14 protein-coding genes, 1 tRNA gene and 1 pseudogene are annotated in these 16,250 nt (G+C 32.4%); 15 read left to right on the forward strand and 1 reads right to left on the reverse strand.

All coding sequences use genetic code 11. From position 1 onward, the window contains the following. Positions 1 to 24: 24 nt before the first annotated feature. On the reverse strand, positions 25 to 582 hold the full coding sequence (locus OJ995_RS08840) for a DUF6642 family protein (protein ID WP_264369085.1): 558 nt from the start codon (positions 580 to 582) through the stop codon (positions 25 to 27). A 1,256-nt stretch (positions 583 to 1,838) separates the two neighbouring features. Here OJ995_RS08840 and OJ995_RS08845 point away from each other — a divergent pair. The 15 genes and pseudogenes from OJ995_RS08845 (at position 1,839) to OJ995_RS08915 (ending at position 16,240) form a co-directional block, all read left to right on the forward strand. Then, a tRNA-Ser gene (locus OJ995_RS08845) sits at positions 1,839 to 1,923 on the forward strand. A 288-nt stretch (positions 1,924 to 2,211) separates the two neighbouring features. Then, positions 2,212 to 3,459: a site-specific integrase gene (locus OJ995_RS08850; RefSeq protein WP_264369086.1), complete on the forward strand. Its 1,248-nt coding sequence runs from the start codon at positions 2,212 to 2,214 to the stop codon at positions 3,457 to 3,459. Positions 3,460 to 3,519: 60 nt separating this feature from the next. After that, positions 3,520 to 3,897 carry a hypothetical protein gene (locus OJ995_RS08855; protein WP_264369087.1) on the forward strand — a complete coding sequence of 126 codons (378 nt, stop codon included), beginning with the start codon at positions 3,520 to 3,522 and terminating at the stop codon, positions 3,895 to 3,897. 188 nt (positions 3,898 to 4,085) lie between these two features. Then, complete coding sequence (locus OJ995_RS08860; RefSeq protein WP_264369088.1) at positions 4,086 to 4,958, forward strand: DUF3347 domain-containing protein; 873 nt, start codon at positions 4,086 to 4,088, stop codon at positions 4,956 to 4,958. A 6-nt stretch (positions 4,959 to 4,964) separates the two neighbouring features. Continuing rightward, positions 4,965 to 5,429, forward strand: coding sequence for a TlpA family protein disulfide reductase (locus OJ995_RS08865; RefSeq protein WP_231836794.1), 465 nt, complete (start codon positions 4,965 to 4,967; stop codon positions 5,427 to 5,429). Between the two features lie 2 nt (positions 5,430 to 5,431). After that, the gene (locus OJ995_RS08870; RefSeq protein WP_264369089.1) at positions 5,432 to 5,929 is read left to right on the forward strand and encodes a heavy-metal-associated domain-containing protein; all 498 of its coding nucleotides are present in this window, start codon (positions 5,432 to 5,434) and stop codon (positions 5,927 to 5,929) included. Continuing rightward, positions 5,929 to 6,744, forward strand: coding sequence for a hypothetical protein (locus OJ995_RS08875; protein WP_231836796.1), 816 nt, complete (start codon positions 5,929 to 5,931; stop codon positions 6,742 to 6,744). Before OJ995_RS08870 ends, OJ995_RS08875 begins: the two co-directional genes overlap by 1 nt. Before the next feature lies 1 nt (position 6,745). Beyond that, positions 6,746 to 7,402, forward strand: coding sequence for a class I SAM-dependent methyltransferase (locus tag OJ995_RS08880; protein ID WP_231836797.1), 657 nt, complete (start codon positions 6,746 to 6,748; stop codon positions 7,400 to 7,402). A gap of 35 nt (positions 7,403 to 7,437) precedes the next feature. Beyond that, entirely contained in the window at positions 7,438 to 7,908 is a 471-nt protein-coding gene (locus OJ995_RS08885; protein WP_264369090.1) for a hypothetical protein, read from the forward strand. A gap of 35 nt (positions 7,909 to 7,943) precedes the next feature. Further along, positions 7,944 to 8,705, forward strand: coding sequence for a DUF3347 domain-containing protein (locus OJ995_RS08890; protein ID WP_264369091.1), 762 nt, complete (start codon positions 7,944 to 7,946; stop codon positions 8,703 to 8,705). Position 8,706: 1 nt separating this feature from the next. Continuing rightward, positions 8,707 to 9,180, forward strand: coding sequence for a heme-binding domain-containing protein (locus OJ995_RS08895; RefSeq protein ID WP_264369092.1), 474 nt, complete (start codon positions 8,707 to 8,709; stop codon positions 9,178 to 9,180). 92 nt (positions 9,181 to 9,272) lie between these two features. Beyond that, positions 9,273 to 12,500 (forward strand): annotated as a pseudogene (locus tag OJ995_RS08900) (efflux RND transporter permease subunit). Continuing rightward, positions 12,487 to 13,740, forward strand: coding sequence for a TolC family protein (locus OJ995_RS08905; protein WP_026704796.1), 1,254 nt, complete (start codon positions 12,487 to 12,489; stop codon positions 13,738 to 13,740). The pseudogene OJ995_RS08900 and the gene OJ995_RS08905 overlap by 14 nt, the downstream one beginning before the upstream one ends. Before the next feature lie 2 nt (positions 13,741 to 13,742). Beyond that, positions 13,743 to 14,990, forward strand: a complete 1,248-nt coding sequence (locus OJ995_RS08910; protein ID WP_264369093.1) for an efflux RND transporter periplasmic adaptor subunit — start codon at positions 13,743 to 13,745, stop codon at positions 14,988 to 14,990. A 2-nt stretch (positions 14,991 to 14,992) separates the two neighbouring features. Further along, positions 14,993 to 16,240 carry an efflux RND transporter periplasmic adaptor subunit gene (locus tag OJ995_RS08915; RefSeq protein WP_026726773.1) on the forward strand — a complete coding sequence of 416 codons (1,248 nt, stop codon included), beginning with the start codon at positions 14,993 to 14,995 and terminating at the stop codon, positions 16,238 to 16,240. Positions 16,241 to 16,250: the final 10 nt, after the last annotated feature.

Here is a 16,250-nt window from a genome sequence, read left to right on the forward strand (position 1 = left end):
CTTCAAGTTAGCTTGAAGGTCTTTTTAATAATACAAAGTAAAACCCATCGCTTTGGCTAAGGTGTAGTGTTTTTCGAATAATTCTTCTACTATATCGGTAACATCATCGTATTCTTGACATAAGGCAAAGAATGGGTTGTCGATAATCGTACTTAAAATAGGAGCTGGGTTGCGATAGCCTGATATGGAAATGGCTCCCGTGACATCTAAGAAATATTGAGCGGTTTCGGAATCTAGGTCTAATTGTAAGGTATTGGCAAAATGGATGCGTTTGTTGGTAAGTTTGCCTTCAAAGAACTCGGCTATTTCTTCTAGGCTGTACAAATAATTATCGATGATGATGTTGTTGTCTCTTCCTTGGAATACGAAGTAAATGATTTCGTAATCATTGAAGTTTCGGTCTTCATAGAGTAGGGTGGATAGGCTTTCTTCTAATCCTTCTATGCTATCACAGGTTTGGTAAACATTAGTTATGTTGTATTGCAATGCTAGTTTTTCTAAAGAGGGTAGGATGATGCTCGATGTTAGGGAAGTGACATCGGGAACGCTTTCTAGGCAAAATAGTTTGGAATTAGGGTGCATTGTTTTTGATTTTTACAAAAGTAGGTGGTTTTTTTGAATGTTGAATCTTGATTAACGAATGTTGAATTTTGAAATTAAAACACATAGGCACATAGTTTAACTTTGTGTTGATTTTTTAGGCGTTGCACTTGGCATAGTTAACATTAGACTACACGCATAGTTTGTCATGCTGTTAAGCATTTCTTGAATGTTGAATCATGATTAACGAATGTTGAATTTTGAAATTAAAACACATAGGCACATAGTTTTACTTTGTGTTGATTTTTTAGGCGTTGCACTTGGCATAGTTAACATTAGACTACACGCATAGTTTGTCATGCTGTTAAGCATTTCTTGAATGTTGAATCATGATTAACGAATGTTGAATTTTGAAATTAAAACACATAGGCACATAGTTTTTTACACAGAGCTGCACGGAGTTTTTTGGAAGTGGATTGTGTTGAGAGAGTTACACAGAGGCGTTGCACTTTTATAGTTCACAATAGACTAATCGTCTAGTTTGTCATGCTGTTAAGCATTTCTTGAATGTTGAATCATGATTAACGAATGTTGAATTTTGAAATTAAAACACATAGGCACATAGTTTTTTTCACAGAGCTGCACGGAGTTTTTTGGAAGTGGATTGTGTTGAGAGAGTTACACAGAGGCGTTGCACTTTTATAGTTCACAATAGACTAATCGTCTAGTTTGTCATGCTGTTAAGCATTTCTTGAATGTTGAATCATGATTAACGAATGTTGAATTTTGAAATTAAAACACATAGGCACATAGTTTTTTTCACAGAGCTGCACGGAGTTTCTTTGGAAGTGGATTGTGTTGAGAGAGTTACATAGAGGCGTTGCACTTGATTTGGTACGCGGATGAAACGGGTTTTCTTGTGCAAAACGCAGGTAGTGGCCGGTTTTTTTATTACCTTTTGCCTTCGAGAGCCTCAGGCAACGGTTGGAGTAGTTCTAATAAGAGTAATGTTTAGAAGGAATTGGGACATTAGGGGTGTTTACTTGTTTTGAATGTTGAATTATGGTTTTATTTAAACGCAAAGTGCGCTAAGGTTTATAGCAAAGAGCGCAAAGGATGTACTAGAGTTTAAATTTTTCTTAAATTTTAGTTTTATTTATTTACTGACATTCAAATGGTTGGGAATGGGGTGAGGAGGAAAGTGTGTTTTTTTTACTTTTTTCTTTTGAAAACGTTTGCAGAAATAAAAAATCGTTCTATATTTGCACTCGCAATACGGAAGTAGTGCGCGACTTATTGGAGAAATGGCAGAGTGGTCGAATGCGGCAGTCTTGAAAACTGTTGACTGTAACAGGTCCGGGGGTTCGAATCCCTCTTTCTCCGCGGAATAGCTTATCAAAAGTTATCAAAACCTCGAAAATCTTAGGAATTTCGAGGTTTTTTGTTTTTACTACCTTTCAAAATATTCATTCTTTTTCAAAAATCAAGAGACCCCATCGAGACCCTAATAAAAACCTGATTTTTGGGTCTCGCTAAATTGAAATTTTAGTTGCAGCGATTTTCAACCAATCCACTATTGGTAAACTGTTCAATAACCTTTTCAATTTTCAAACATCTTGATTTGTGGCAAACTTTAAAGTAAATTAATTAATAACTTAAAGGTTACCAAAAATGAATTCAAAAGTCACATTGCATTTCTATGCAAAATCAACCAAAGCCAATGGTAATGGATTATTACCAATTTATGTGCGATTAACAATCGAAGGAAAACGATTTGAGTACAGTACTAAAAAATTTATTGAGCCATCGAAATGGTCAACTGAATTAAGCAAAATGAAGGGTAATTCAGAAGAAGCTCGTTCAATAAATAACTTACTTGATTTTACACGAAATCGAATAAACGAAATCCAATTCGAATTATTAAAAGATGGCGTATCATTAAACATCGATGAATTTAAAAATCGTTTACTCGGTATAAAAGAACGCGAACGTCTACTAATTCCAATTTTCACAGAACACAATCGAAAAATTAAAGAGTTGGTGGGAAGCGAGTACGCTCCAGGAACACTTGAACGTTACGAAACATCTTTAAAACATACAAAAGACTTTCTTGAATGGAAATACAAAGTTTCTGATATTAATATTGAGAAAATAGATCATGCTTTTATTACAGAGTATGAATTTTATCTTCGTACAGAAAGAAAGTGTGCTAACAATACAGCTGTAAAGTATATTAAAAACTTCCATAAGATTATAAACATTTGCTTGGCCAATGGATGGTTAACGAAGGACCCATTCGCAAATTATAAAGCAAAAGTCAAAGAAGTAGTTCGTGAATTCCTTACAGAACAAGAAATTCAAAGTTTGATGGAAAAAGAATTCGTTTCAGAACGTTTGGAGTTAGTTCGTGACATATTTGTTTTCAGCTGCTTTACTGGATTAGCATATATAGACGTGAAACAACTAACACCGGATAATATTGTTTTAGGAATTGATGGAGATAAATGGATAAACAAAAACCGCCAGAAAACGGATACTAATTCCAAAATTCCTTTATTACCAACCGCCCAATATATCATGGATAAATATTCTGATTATCCTGTTAATAAAAATAAGGGCACAATACTTCCAATATTGTCAAACCAAAAAATGAATTCTTACCTTAAGGAAATTGCAACGGTTTGCGGTATCAACAAAGAACTAACATTCCATATTGCCCGACACACCTTTGCAACGACAGTAACACTTAGTAACGGAGTTCCTATTGAAACCGTAAGTAAAATGTTAGGGCACACAAATCTGAAAACAACGCAACATTATGCTAAGATTTTAGACAAGAAAATTAGTGAGGATATGAAAATACTTAAAGATAAATTTTCAATCAATGTAAATCGACGTAGTTGCCAAAACTCTTTTTAACAATATTTTATACAAACAACAATTCATTTTTTATACATTTGTGATGTTTTAAAATTAAAAATGAAAAAATATCACATAATATTAATAGTTTTACTAGGCATGTTTTTAATGCCTAGTACGGCTATGGCTTGTGGTAACTCTAATTCAAAACATTCTTGTGAAAAAGAAGTTTCATCTACTAAAAAGGAAAAAAAGAGTTGTTGTGATAATGATAATTCAAAAGATAAAGACCATAAAGGTTGTGAAGGCAACTGTGGTCATTCAAAATGTGGATGTTCTTCAACTTGTCCTTCTGCTTCAGTAAGTTTTTTATCCGATACTATTTTTAAAAATTATACGTTTAGCTATTCTTCAATAGAGAAAGTTAAGTTTTCATACACGGCACCATCAATCTCAGATGGTTTTCATTCTATTTGGCTAATACCTAAAATAGGCTAAATTCTTTTTTTGACAGCCATTAGTGTGTCAAATTTATAGCATTTTGCTATCAGATTAATCATCAGTTTACTTTTCGTTTTTATAATTATTATTAATTATTTCAAACCGATAGACTTCTAAACTGTAATTCATTATTTTTTTATCAACTTGTCAAAGGAATTCACTTTGATTACTAATACATTATTAAAATGAAAAATTCATTTAAAAATATAATGCTAGCAACTTTTATATTGCTTAGTATTGCTGTCAATGCACAAATAAAAAATGCTAAAACCGAAACCGTTAAGATTTATGGTAATTGCGGAATGTGCGAAACCAAAATCGAAAATGCAGGAAATATCAAAAAAGTAGCTAAAGTAGATTGGGATCAAGATTCGAAGATGGCCACTTTAACTTATGATACTACTAAAACTAATCCAGACGAAATACTAAAAAGAATAGCATTAGCAGGATATGATAGTGATAAGTTTCTTGCACCAGATGATGTCTATGACAATCTTCATGGATGTTGTCAATATGACAGAGTTGCTAAAGTTCCAGTTAAAGAAGAAATCAAAGTGGAAGAAACTACTGAAATCCATAATAATCATGTAAACCACAATGAAACTTCAAAGATGGTACTTCAAGAAGTTAACCAACTTAAAGTTGTTTTTGATAACTATTTTGTGGTAAAAGATGCTATGATTTCTTCTGATGGTAACACAACTTCAATTGCTTCAAAGGAATTACTAACTGCAATAAACAATGTTAAAATGGACAAATTGGATATGGATGTTCATATGGTTTGGATGAAAGTTGTAAATCAAATTAAAAAAGATACTGAACTGATTTCAAAATCAAAAGATATTAATAAACAACGAAATCACTTTACAACATTATCAAAAGACATTTATTCATTATTAAAAGTTGCAAAGTATGAGGTTCCAGTTTATTTCCAACATTGCCCTATGTACAATGATGGTAAAGGTGCAAATTGGTTAAGTAAAGAAAATGCAGTAAAGAATCCTTACTACGGCTCAATGATGTTAACTTGTGGAAAAACGGTAGAAACTATTAAATAATCTAAAATGAGAAGAATAATTTTTGCATTTTTTTTAATTACTAATATAGCCACTGCACAGATTGATGTTGGAGATACAATACCATCAATAGCATTAAAAAGTACTAGTAATACAGAGGTAAATATTACATCTTTTAAAGGGAAATATGTATTAATTGATTTTTGGGCATCATGGTGTGGTCCTTGCAGATTAGGCAATAAAAAGTTAGTAAAACTACATAATGAAGTTAGTTCAGATAAAATAGAAATAATAGGAATATCAATCGATACAGATACTAATAAATGGCTAAAAGCTGTTGAAAAAGATAAAATTAAATTTACCCAATTGATAGACTCAAAAGGTTTTGATGCTGAAACAGCAATACAATTTGGTGTAGAGGAATTACCATCGAAATTTTTATTCAATGAAGAAGGTGTTCTAATTGCAAAAAATCCAACAGAAGAAGAAATATTGAAATTAATAAAAGAGTAAAAATGAAAAAAATAAATATAGGTTATGTTTTGGTTGCATCAATGGTTTTGATGTTTTCAATGAAAAGTAATGCCCAAATTTCAAAAGCTGAAATTAGAGCAACCGGACTAACATGTTCAATGTGTTCGAATGCTATAAACAAGCAACTTAAAAGCTTACCCGAAGTGGTTAATGTAGAAACCGATTTAAATACAAACACGTTCACTATAACCCTTAAAGAAGGTAATGAATTAAGCCCAAAAGTATTTAAGGAGAAAGTAGAAAAAGCAGGTTTTTTTATCGGTTCATTAGTTGTAACAGCAAAACCTGAAACCATAGCTAAAAATTCTTACATTTTGGTTAATGACAGACCAAATAACGTGACCGAAATACAATTTCAAGTAGTTGACAAGGGCTATGTTACTGAAAAGGAATATAAAAAATTATCCAAATCATATAAGAATGTCGAAACGTATGCTTCAAATAATGAAGATGATTTCCACATTAAAATTCTAAATTAATGAGAAAGATTATTTTATTTTTTGTTACAATAAGTTGTCAAAATGTTTTTAGCCAGGAATTATTTGTAATTACAGATCCTGCAAGTAATGTTCCAGCAAATTCACTTGGAGTTAATGTAATGCAGTCACTTTTTAAAGAGGAAATGAAATCAGGTTATAATTATCATTTTATGCCCGAAGTATCATATGGATTAAATAAAAATATAATGTTTCGTGCTTCTGCTTTTGTGAGTAATAGAAATAGCCAATTAGTTACTGAAGGTGGTAGTTTTTATACGAAATATCGTTTTTATTCTACAGATGATTTAAATAGTCATTTCCGATTAGCAGCTTATGGTAGATATAGTTTCAATAATGCAGATATTCACCAAGAACAGATTGAAATTTTAGGACACAATTCAGGTTTTGAAACAGGATTAATAGCTACAAAATTGATTAAAAAAGTTGCAATAAGTTCTTCAATAAGTTTTGAGAAAGCTTTAGATAACAAACCAAGTTATCCATTTCCGGATAATATTGGTGATAATGCAACTAATTATACACTTTCTTTTGGTAAATTGATGTACCCCAAAAAGTACACAAATTACAAACAAACAAACATTAATTTAATGGTTGAATTTGTTGGACAAACTATTAATGAAAATGGTAAATCTTATTTGGATGTGATGCCTGCTGTGCAATTTATTTTTAATAGCCAAGCACGTTTGGACTTTGCATATCGTCAAGAATTGGTAAGTTCAATGGTACGCTCAGCTCCAAATGGATTTTATTTCAATCTGTACTATACTTTTTTCGATTTAAAAAAACAAAAATAAAATGAGTACAACAAAATTTATTCCAGCATTGGGTTATGATTTTTTAAGTGATTACTACGATTTAGCAATCAAAATAACTATGCCTGAGAAAAAATTCAGAAACAGGTTAGTAGATTTTGTTAACCCTAAAGAGGATGAAAAAATATTAGAATTTGGGTTTGGAACAGCTCAAAACATTATTATTCTCAAACAACGATTTCCTGATAGTGATGTTCAAGGTGTTGATATTGACCCTAAAATTAAATCAATAGCTGAGTATAAATTAAATAAGGCAGGAATTCACGCACCGCTTTTTTTGTATGATGGAAATAAGTTGCCATTTGAAGATAAATCATTTGATAAGGTTTATAGTTCTCTTGTTTTTCATCAGTTAGATAGTGTCACAAAATTAAAATGCTTACTGGAAATTAATAGGATACTAAAACCAGAGGGTGAGCTAATTATTGGAGATTGGGGTAAAGCAAAAACAAAATGGATGCGGTTCTCATTTTACTTAGTTCAATTACTTGACGGTTTCAAAACCACCAATGATAATGTAAATGGTTTAATGATAAAATACATTTCAGATGCAAGATTTAAAAATGTAGAGGAAATAGACCATATCAATACATCAATTGGTACTTATTCTTATTATTTAGCCAATAAAATTAATTATTAATCAGTTTCTTAAAATTAACTCTAAAAAAATGAATAATGAATGAAATTGTAAAAAGAAATAACCAAATAATTATTGCAATATTAATTGCAATAATGCCAATAATGAATTTATTCGCACAAAACGGAAACAATTCTAATGGTCCTCATAATGGAACCATCAAAAAAGTAAAAAGTTATCATATCGAAACTTTAATTAAGGATAGCAAAGTATATTTTTTCATACTTGATGAAAAATTGAAACCATTAAGCAATACTGAAATAACAGGAACAGCTTCATTAATATTTGCTGATGGAAAATCAAAGAAAGTTGAATTAACAAGTATAGATGCAGAAGCTTTTATTGTGAACGAAATAAATGCAAATATGTATACCGATATTCAAGTAACTTTTAAGATAAGAGGAAAATCTATCTCAACAATATTTTCAAAAGATAGAAAACTAGAACGTATTCCTAAAGAAATAACGAAACATTATCACGAACAAAGCACAGAACATAGTTACAAATAAAAATTATTTAATAATAACTTCAAAATTTTAAAAAAATGAAAAAAGTAGTAATTTTAATAGCATTAGTTACAACATTAATCTCTTGTAACAAAACTACAAAGTCAGAGGGGGTTGAAAGTACATCAACTGAAAATAACATGAGTGATACTCAAAAAGATCAACTTTTCGCCTGTCCAATGCACCCAGAAGTAACTGGTAAAAAAGGCGAAAATTGTTCTAAATGTGGAATGGAATTAACAGAACCTGTTGCTCAAGCTAAGTCAGAACACAACCATAATGACGGTCTTCACGAACATAAAGACACTACAAAACTGAAAACTAATGAAGCTGAAAAAAAAGTGGTTGAAGCAGAAATTGCTAAATCACCATTTTCAATAAAAGAAATAGTTACAAACTATTTAAAAATTAAAAATGCACTAACAAAAGATGATGCTAAAACTGCGGCAATTGCTGGAAATTCATTATTCAAAGTTATGGCATCAACCAATACAAATGCTTTAACACCAAGTCAGAAAAAAGAGTATATAGACATTGTTGATGATGCAAAAGAACACGCGGAACACATAGGTAAAAATGCAGGTAAAATTGACCATCAGAGAGAACATTTTGCAATTCTTAGCAAAGACATTAATGATTTAATTAAAATGTTTGGAACTGATCAAAAGCTGTATCAAGATTATTGTCCAATGTACAATGATGGTAAAGGTGCACTATGGATTAGTGAAACCAAAGAAATTAAAAACCCATTTTATGGTTCCCAAATGTTGACTTGCGGTAGTTTGAAAAAAACACTTTAAAATGAAACGCAAATTGAAAAAGATTGCATTAGTATTCTTTTTAGTGTTTGTAGCCATTCAATTCTACCAACCAAAACAGAATATAAGTAATTCGTTCGATATTGGGAAAAACTTTGCAAACAATTATAATGTGCCACCATCAGTTCTCAATTCATTGCAAATAGCTTGTTATGACTGTCACAGTAACAACACCAAATATTTGTGGTACGATTACATTCAACCTGCCAGAATATTTGTAGAAACACATATTAGTGATGGAAAGAAAGAGTTAAATTTTAATGAGTTTGGCAGTTATTCAAATCGAAAGCAGCAAAGTGAGTTAGAAGCAATAAGCAAACAAATTAAATCGGGTGATATGCCTTTAAGTTCCTACACGCTATTACATCATGATGCAATACTTAATGAGGCGCAAAAACAGGAAATAATTACCTGGATTAATTCAATAAATGAAAACAACAGTTTGTCGGAAAATTAAGTGCTCTCCTATATTTTGAATATGTGATATATATCATAATGTAAAAGGACTCAATTGATTAATTTTATTTAAAAGGAAGAAAAAAGACAAAAATGGTAGAAAAACTAATTACATTCTCACTTAGAAACAGAGCAATTGTGCTACTGGTTTCGGCTTGTTTATTTGTGTGGGGAATCTATAGCGTGAAACAAAATCCTATAGATGCTATCCCTGATTTATCAGAAAATCAGGTTATTGTATTTACCGAGTGGATGGGTAGAAGCCCACAGGTAATCGAAGCGCAAGTAACTTATCCTTTGGTTTCTAATCTTCAAGGGATACCAAAAGTTAAAAATATACGGGGAGCCTCCATGTTTGGGATGAGCTTTGTCTATATCATTTTTGAAGACAATGTAGATACCTACTGGGCAAGAACCCGTGTGTTGGAACGATTAAATTATGCCCAACGTTTACTTCCACAAAATGTTGTTCCAACCTTAGGACCAGATGGTACAGGTGTTGGCCATATTTTTTGGTATCATTTGGAAGCTAACGGAATGGATCTTGGGGAACAACGTGCCTTACAGGATTGGTATGTGAAATTTGCACTGCAAACTGTTCCCGGTGTAGCAGAAGTTGCTTCATTCGGAGGTTTTGAAAAGCAATATCAATTGGTTTTAGATCCACTAAAAATGCAGTATTATAATGTCAGTATGATGGAAGTAATGAATGCTGTTAAGGCTAATAACAATGATGTAGGCGGCCGAAAGTTTGAAATGAGTAATATGTCTTATATCATTAGAGGTTTAGGCTACATAAAGAACAGTAAAGATGTCGAGGATATTTCGATTAAAAATTACAATTCTATCCCTGTGAAGGTAAAAGACATAGGTTCAGTACAAATGGGTGGAGATTTACGCCTTGGAATTTTTGACCAAAACGGAACTGGGGAAGTCGTAGGCGGTATAGTGGTAATGCGTTACGGCGAAAATGCTGATAAAGTCATCAAAGCGGTTAAAGCAAAGATGAAAGAAGTTGAAAAAGGATTGCCCGAAGGAGTGAAATTTAAAACTTCCTATGACAGAAGCGAGTTAATCGAAAAAGCTATTGAATCTGTCAAGGGAACACTTATAGAAGAAATGATAGCAGTTTCACTCGTTATCTTAATTTTTCTGTTCCATTGGAGAAGCGCCCTTATAATCTTAATTCAACTTCCTATATCCGTAGCAATTGGCTTCATATTGCTTGAAGCATTTGGTATTTCATCTAATATTATGTCATTAACCGGTATTGCACTCGCTATTGGAGTTGTTGTGGATGATGGAATTGTAATGGTTGAAAACGCCTACAGGACAATCTCAGAGAAACAAGAAGAAATGATTGATAACAAGTAAAATGGTATGATGATAGAAAAAATTAAAAATTTATTTAAAAAGGAACACGACCCTTTATCCTCTGATGAAAAACTTCAACTAATTGAAAAATCATCAAAGTTAGTAGGACCGGGTGTTTTTTACTCAACACTGATCGTAATTGCGTCTTTTCTACCGGTTTTTTTACTCACAGGTATGGAAGGAAAATTATTTAGTCCCTTGGCTTGGACAAAATCATTCATTCTAATCGTTGATGCTTTTTTAGCCATTACACTCACACCGGTGCTTATAAGCTTTTTATTAAAAGGTAAACTTCGTCCTGAGAATAAAAACCCAATCAATAAAAAACTGGAAAGTGTATACACTCCTATTTTGGTTTTTTGTTTGAAATGGAGGAAAACGGTTTTAGGAATTAATGTAGTAGCTTTACTAATCGGTTTAGTCATGTTTACTCGTTTAGGTTCCGAGTTTATGCCACCATTGGATGAAGGTTCAGTACTTTTCATGCCGGTTACCTTGCCCGATGTTTCAAACTCGGAAGTAAAAAGAATATTGCAGGTTCAAGACAAATTGATAAAATCAATTCCCGAAGTAGACCATGTATTGGGAAAAGCTGGTAGAGCCAATACTGCTACAGATAATAGCCCTATTAGCATGATTGAAACCATCATTTTATTAAAACCTCAAAGTGAATGGAGAGAAGGAAAAACAAAGAATGATATTATAACCGAAATAAATAATAAACTCCAAATTCCGGGAGTAACCAACGGCTTTACACAGCCTATCATTAATAGAATAAACATGCTATCTACTGGTATTCGAACAGATGTTGGAATTAAAGTTTATGGAGAAAGTTTAGATACCATTAATGCACTATCTCAAAAAATCAAAAAAGCACTCGAAGGTACTTCGGGTGTAAAAGATTTGTATGCGGAGCCAATAACTGGTGGAAGGTACATTGACATTGAGCCAAAGAGGGAGCTTTTGGGCAGATACGGCCTTTCAATTGACGATATTAATGCAGTTGTTGAAGCAGCTATCGGAGGAATGAAACTGACAACTACAATTGAAGGACGACAACGCTTCTCTGTAAATGCAAGATATGCACAAGAATATAGAAACAGTATTGATGCACTGAAAAAATTGCAAGTCCAAACGATGCAATATGGCCCAATTCCTTTAGAAACCATTGCAGAGGTAAAAATAAGCGATGGGCCGCCTATGATAAATAGCGAAAATGCCATGCTTCGGGGAAGTGTGCTGTTTAATGTACGTGATCGAGATTTAGGTAGTACTGTGAAAGAAGCTCAGAAAAAATTAAATTCAATGATGTCTAAAATGCCAAAAGGATATTACATTGAATGGAGTGGCCAGTGGGAAAATCAGTTGAGAGCCAATAAAACGCTAAGCATGATACTACCAATTGTGGTGATAATTATCTTCCTTATTTTATATTTTACTTACCACTCCATGAAAGAATCCCTCATTACAATGATAACAGTGCCTTTTGCTTTAATCGGTGGTGTTTTTATGGTCTATTTCTACGGAATAAATTTATCTGTTGCGGTTGCGGTTGGTTTTATTGCCCTCTTCGGAATGGCCATTGAAACAGCTATGTTAATGACGATCTATTTAAATGAATCGATGAACAAAATGGTTGAGAAATACGGAAATAGCAAAGAGGTTATCACCGAAGAAATATTGAGACAATATATTATTGATGGATCAGCCAAAAGGTTGCGACCAAAACTAATGACGGTTTCTGTTTCTTTATTTGGTCTTATTCCGATACTTTGGGCAACAGGTACAGGTGCCGATGTAATGTTACCTATCACAGTTCCTCTTATTGGTGGGACAATTACTTCTACAATTTATGTATTATTAGTAACTCCTATTGTTTTTGAAATGGTGAAACTTCACGAATTAAAAACTAAAGGCAAAATAGAACTTATAGATGTTAAAGAATAAATATTATATCGTTATAAGCTTTTTGATTTTAAGCTTTACAATTGCTAATGCACAGATTGTTTCACTGGATAATATCTTGAGCACAATCAAAACCGATAATCCGCAGCTAAAAATGTATGATGCCGATATCCAAAGTATGGATGCTGCTGCAAAAGGGGCTAAAAGCTGGATGGCACCTCAAGTAGAAACCGGTTTTTTTATGACGCCCTACAATACCAAAATGTGGAAAGCAGATGATATGAGTCCTGGCATGGGCAGTTATATGATTGGAGTCTCACAAATGATTCCCAATTCAAAAAAACAAAATGCCGAATACAAGTATATGAACGCAATGTCATCTGTTGAAAAAGAAAACAAAAATTACACTTTAAATCAGCTTTATGCTATAGCCAAGACAAATTATTATCAATGGCTTGTACTAAACAAAAAAGTCAAAGTGGCCAATGATAACTTACTACTCTTAAAATACATGATAAAAAGCATGGAAATAAGATACCAGTACAATATGGATAAACTCCCCACTTATTATAAAGCAAAATCTCAATATAATGAGTTAGAAAGTATGATTATAATGCTTCAGAATGATATTTCACAAAAAAGAATTATGCTCAACACTCTAATGTCAAGAGATAAAAATATGGTGTTTGAAATTGAAGAAGCATTCGAACTAAAGGAATACAATTCACAACTATTGGACACCTCATCAATTTCCAAAAACAGAAGTGATATAAATGCCATCAAAAGAACCATGGAAGTAAACCAACTGAAAATTGATGCAGAAAAATCAAAATTTCTACCCGAATTTGGAGTTAAATATGACCACATGTTTGCTTTTGGACAACAGCCACAGCAATTCTCACTAATGGGCATGATGACTATCCCCATGCCTTGGTCAACAAAAATGAACAAAGCCAATATCAGTAGCTTTCAAATTAAAAATGAAAGTCTCAATTGGCAAAAACAAATGATTTTAAATGAAACAGTTGGAATGATTTCGGGCATGAATACAGAGCTTTCTAACCTCAATAAACAATACAATATCTCCGAAAAAAGCATCATCCCTTCATTGCGCAAAAATTATGATACCGCCGTTTTGGCTTGGCAAAATAACACTGGTGATTTGTTCATTGTCTTAGACGCATGGGAAGCTTTGAACATGGCCCAAATGGACGCTCTCGACAAATTGCAGTCCATACTAAACACTCAGGTCGAAATCGAAAAACAACTCGAAATTAAGTAACTATGAATAAGTATATAAAATATGGTTTGATTCTAGGTATAATAGCAATAATCGGTTCTGCTATTTATTTCTATGTCATAAAACCTGAAGTACATGACGCAAGCTCTCATCAAAACGTTGTCTATACCTGTTCAATGCATCCGCAAATTATTAGAGATAAACCTGGAAACTGCCCTATTTGCGGAATGACTTTAGTAAAAAAAGTAATTGACAATCATGCTATTGAAGATTATAATATTGATAATGTCATCAAGCCAACAGATAACTTTGTAGTAGGTAAATTTCAAACTATAACAGCAATAGATTCAACTTTAAGTGGTGAAATCAATCTTCCTGGCACTGTCGCTTATGACCCAAATTCAGCGGTAAATATTGCAGCAAGAATAAGTGGCCGAATTGAAAAAATATATGTGAATTTTAAATACCAACGAATTAATAAAGGACAAAAATTATTTGATTTATATAGCCCTGAACTTTTAACTGAGCAAGAAAACTTTATTTATTTACTTTCAAATGATATTGATAACAGCTCAATTATTGAGGCATCAAAACAAAAGTTGTTGCTTTACGGTATGACTCAAAATCAAATAAGTGCTTTAGCTAATTCAAAAAAAGCCAATCCTAAAATAGCCATTTACAGTCCTTCTAATGGAATTGTCATAGGGTCAGAAACAATGGTTACTCCATCAAATTCTGCAATGCAAAGTATGAATAACAGTACTGAAAAACTTGAGTTAAAAGAAGGAAACTATGTCAAAAAAGGAGAAGTTGTGTTTAAATTAGTAAATACTGATAAAGTTTGGGGAGTATTCAACATTACTCAGGAAAGCAGCAGTTTTATTGAAGTCAATCAAGCCATTAAAATAACTTCTGAACTCAATGCTGAAGAATCAATAGAAGCGAAAATAAATTTTATTGAAACACAATTTAATGCTACCGACAAAACCAATAGAATTAGGGTTTATTTAAACAACAATACACTCAAATTGCCGATAGGTTTGAGATTGCAAGGTATTATAAAAACACGGTCAATTAGCGGTCTTTGGATACAAAAAAACGCATTGGTAAGTACAGGTAATAAAAAAATTGTTTTTGTTAAATCTCACAATGGTTTTAAAGCAACACCGGTAAAAACAGGGTTTGAACTGAACGGTTATATTCAAATCATTAAAGGTATTTCTGTTAGTGATACTATTGCAAAAAATGCACAATATTTAATCGATAGCGAAAGCTTTATTAAAACGGAGTAAGTATGAAAAATTTAAATCAAATAGGCATCTTTTTATTGCTTTCCCTAATATTTACAGCTTGTAATTCTTCTAAAAAAGAAGACCATTCTCAGCATGAGAATAAAAAAGAAGACCACTCTCAACATGATAAAAATAAAGAAACTACTTTTTATACATGTTCTATGGATCCTCAAGTAAAAGAAGATAAACCCGGCAAGTGTCCTATTTGCCACATGGAGTTAACACCCATAAAACAGGATGATAGTGAGGTTAACCAAATAAGTTTAAGTAAACAACAAATTCAACTTGGTAATATCACAACTCAAGTTATAGGACAAACACAAAACAATTTAGAACAAAACTACACAGGTGTTTTAACATTCAATCAAGAAAAATCTAAAACCTTTTCTTCAAAAGCAATGGGTAGAATTGAAAAATTATATTTCAAATCCACTGGTGATTACCTATCCAAAAACCAGCCTGTCTTTCAATTATACAGTGAGGATATTGCAATAGCAAAACAAGACTATTATACAGCATTTAAACAACTGGAAATGCCCGGTAATTTTGGAAAAAACGCAAAAAATATAATGAATGCCGCCAAACAAAAACTCTTATTCTATGGTTTGTCCAATACTCAAATTGAGAATATTAAAAGTAATAAAGATGTTTCCCCATATACCACATTTTATAGCACTGTCAGCGGCACAGTTTCAGAAATAAGTACTGCTGAAGGAAGCTATATCATGGAAGGCGAACCAATCATCAAAGTAACTGATTTGAATAAACTCTGGCTTGAAACACAAGTTAATATCAACTACTTCAAAAGCCTCAAAATAGGCCAAATTGCTACAATAACATTTGTCGATTTCCCTGATAAATCAATAAGCGCTAAAATCTCATTTATCAATCCTGAAATAAACCCGGAAACCCGTTTACTTTTGATTCGATTTGAAATACCAAATCAAAATCTAATTTTAAAACCGGGAATGCAGGCCATTGCAAAATTGATGATTTCCGGCGGTAAAGGAATATACATTCCCACCGATGCAGTAATTAGAGAAGAAAACGCATCCTACATCTGGGTAGAAAAAAAACCGGGTGTTTATGAAAATCTAATGGTAGAAACAGGAATTGAAACTAATGGACTGATAGAAATCAAAACAAAAATTGCCAATGGTCAAAAAGTAGTGATAACGGGTGCCTATGCCATCAATAGCGAATATAAATTCCGCAAAGGCAGTAACCCGATGGAAGGAATGAAAATGTAATTTAAATAGT

It is taken from the genome of Flavobacterium lacisediminis (genome assembly GCF_025909975.1).
Taxonomy (GTDB): Bacteria; Bacteroidota; Bacteroidia; order Flavobacteriales; family Flavobacteriaceae; genus Flavobacterium; species Flavobacterium lacisediminis.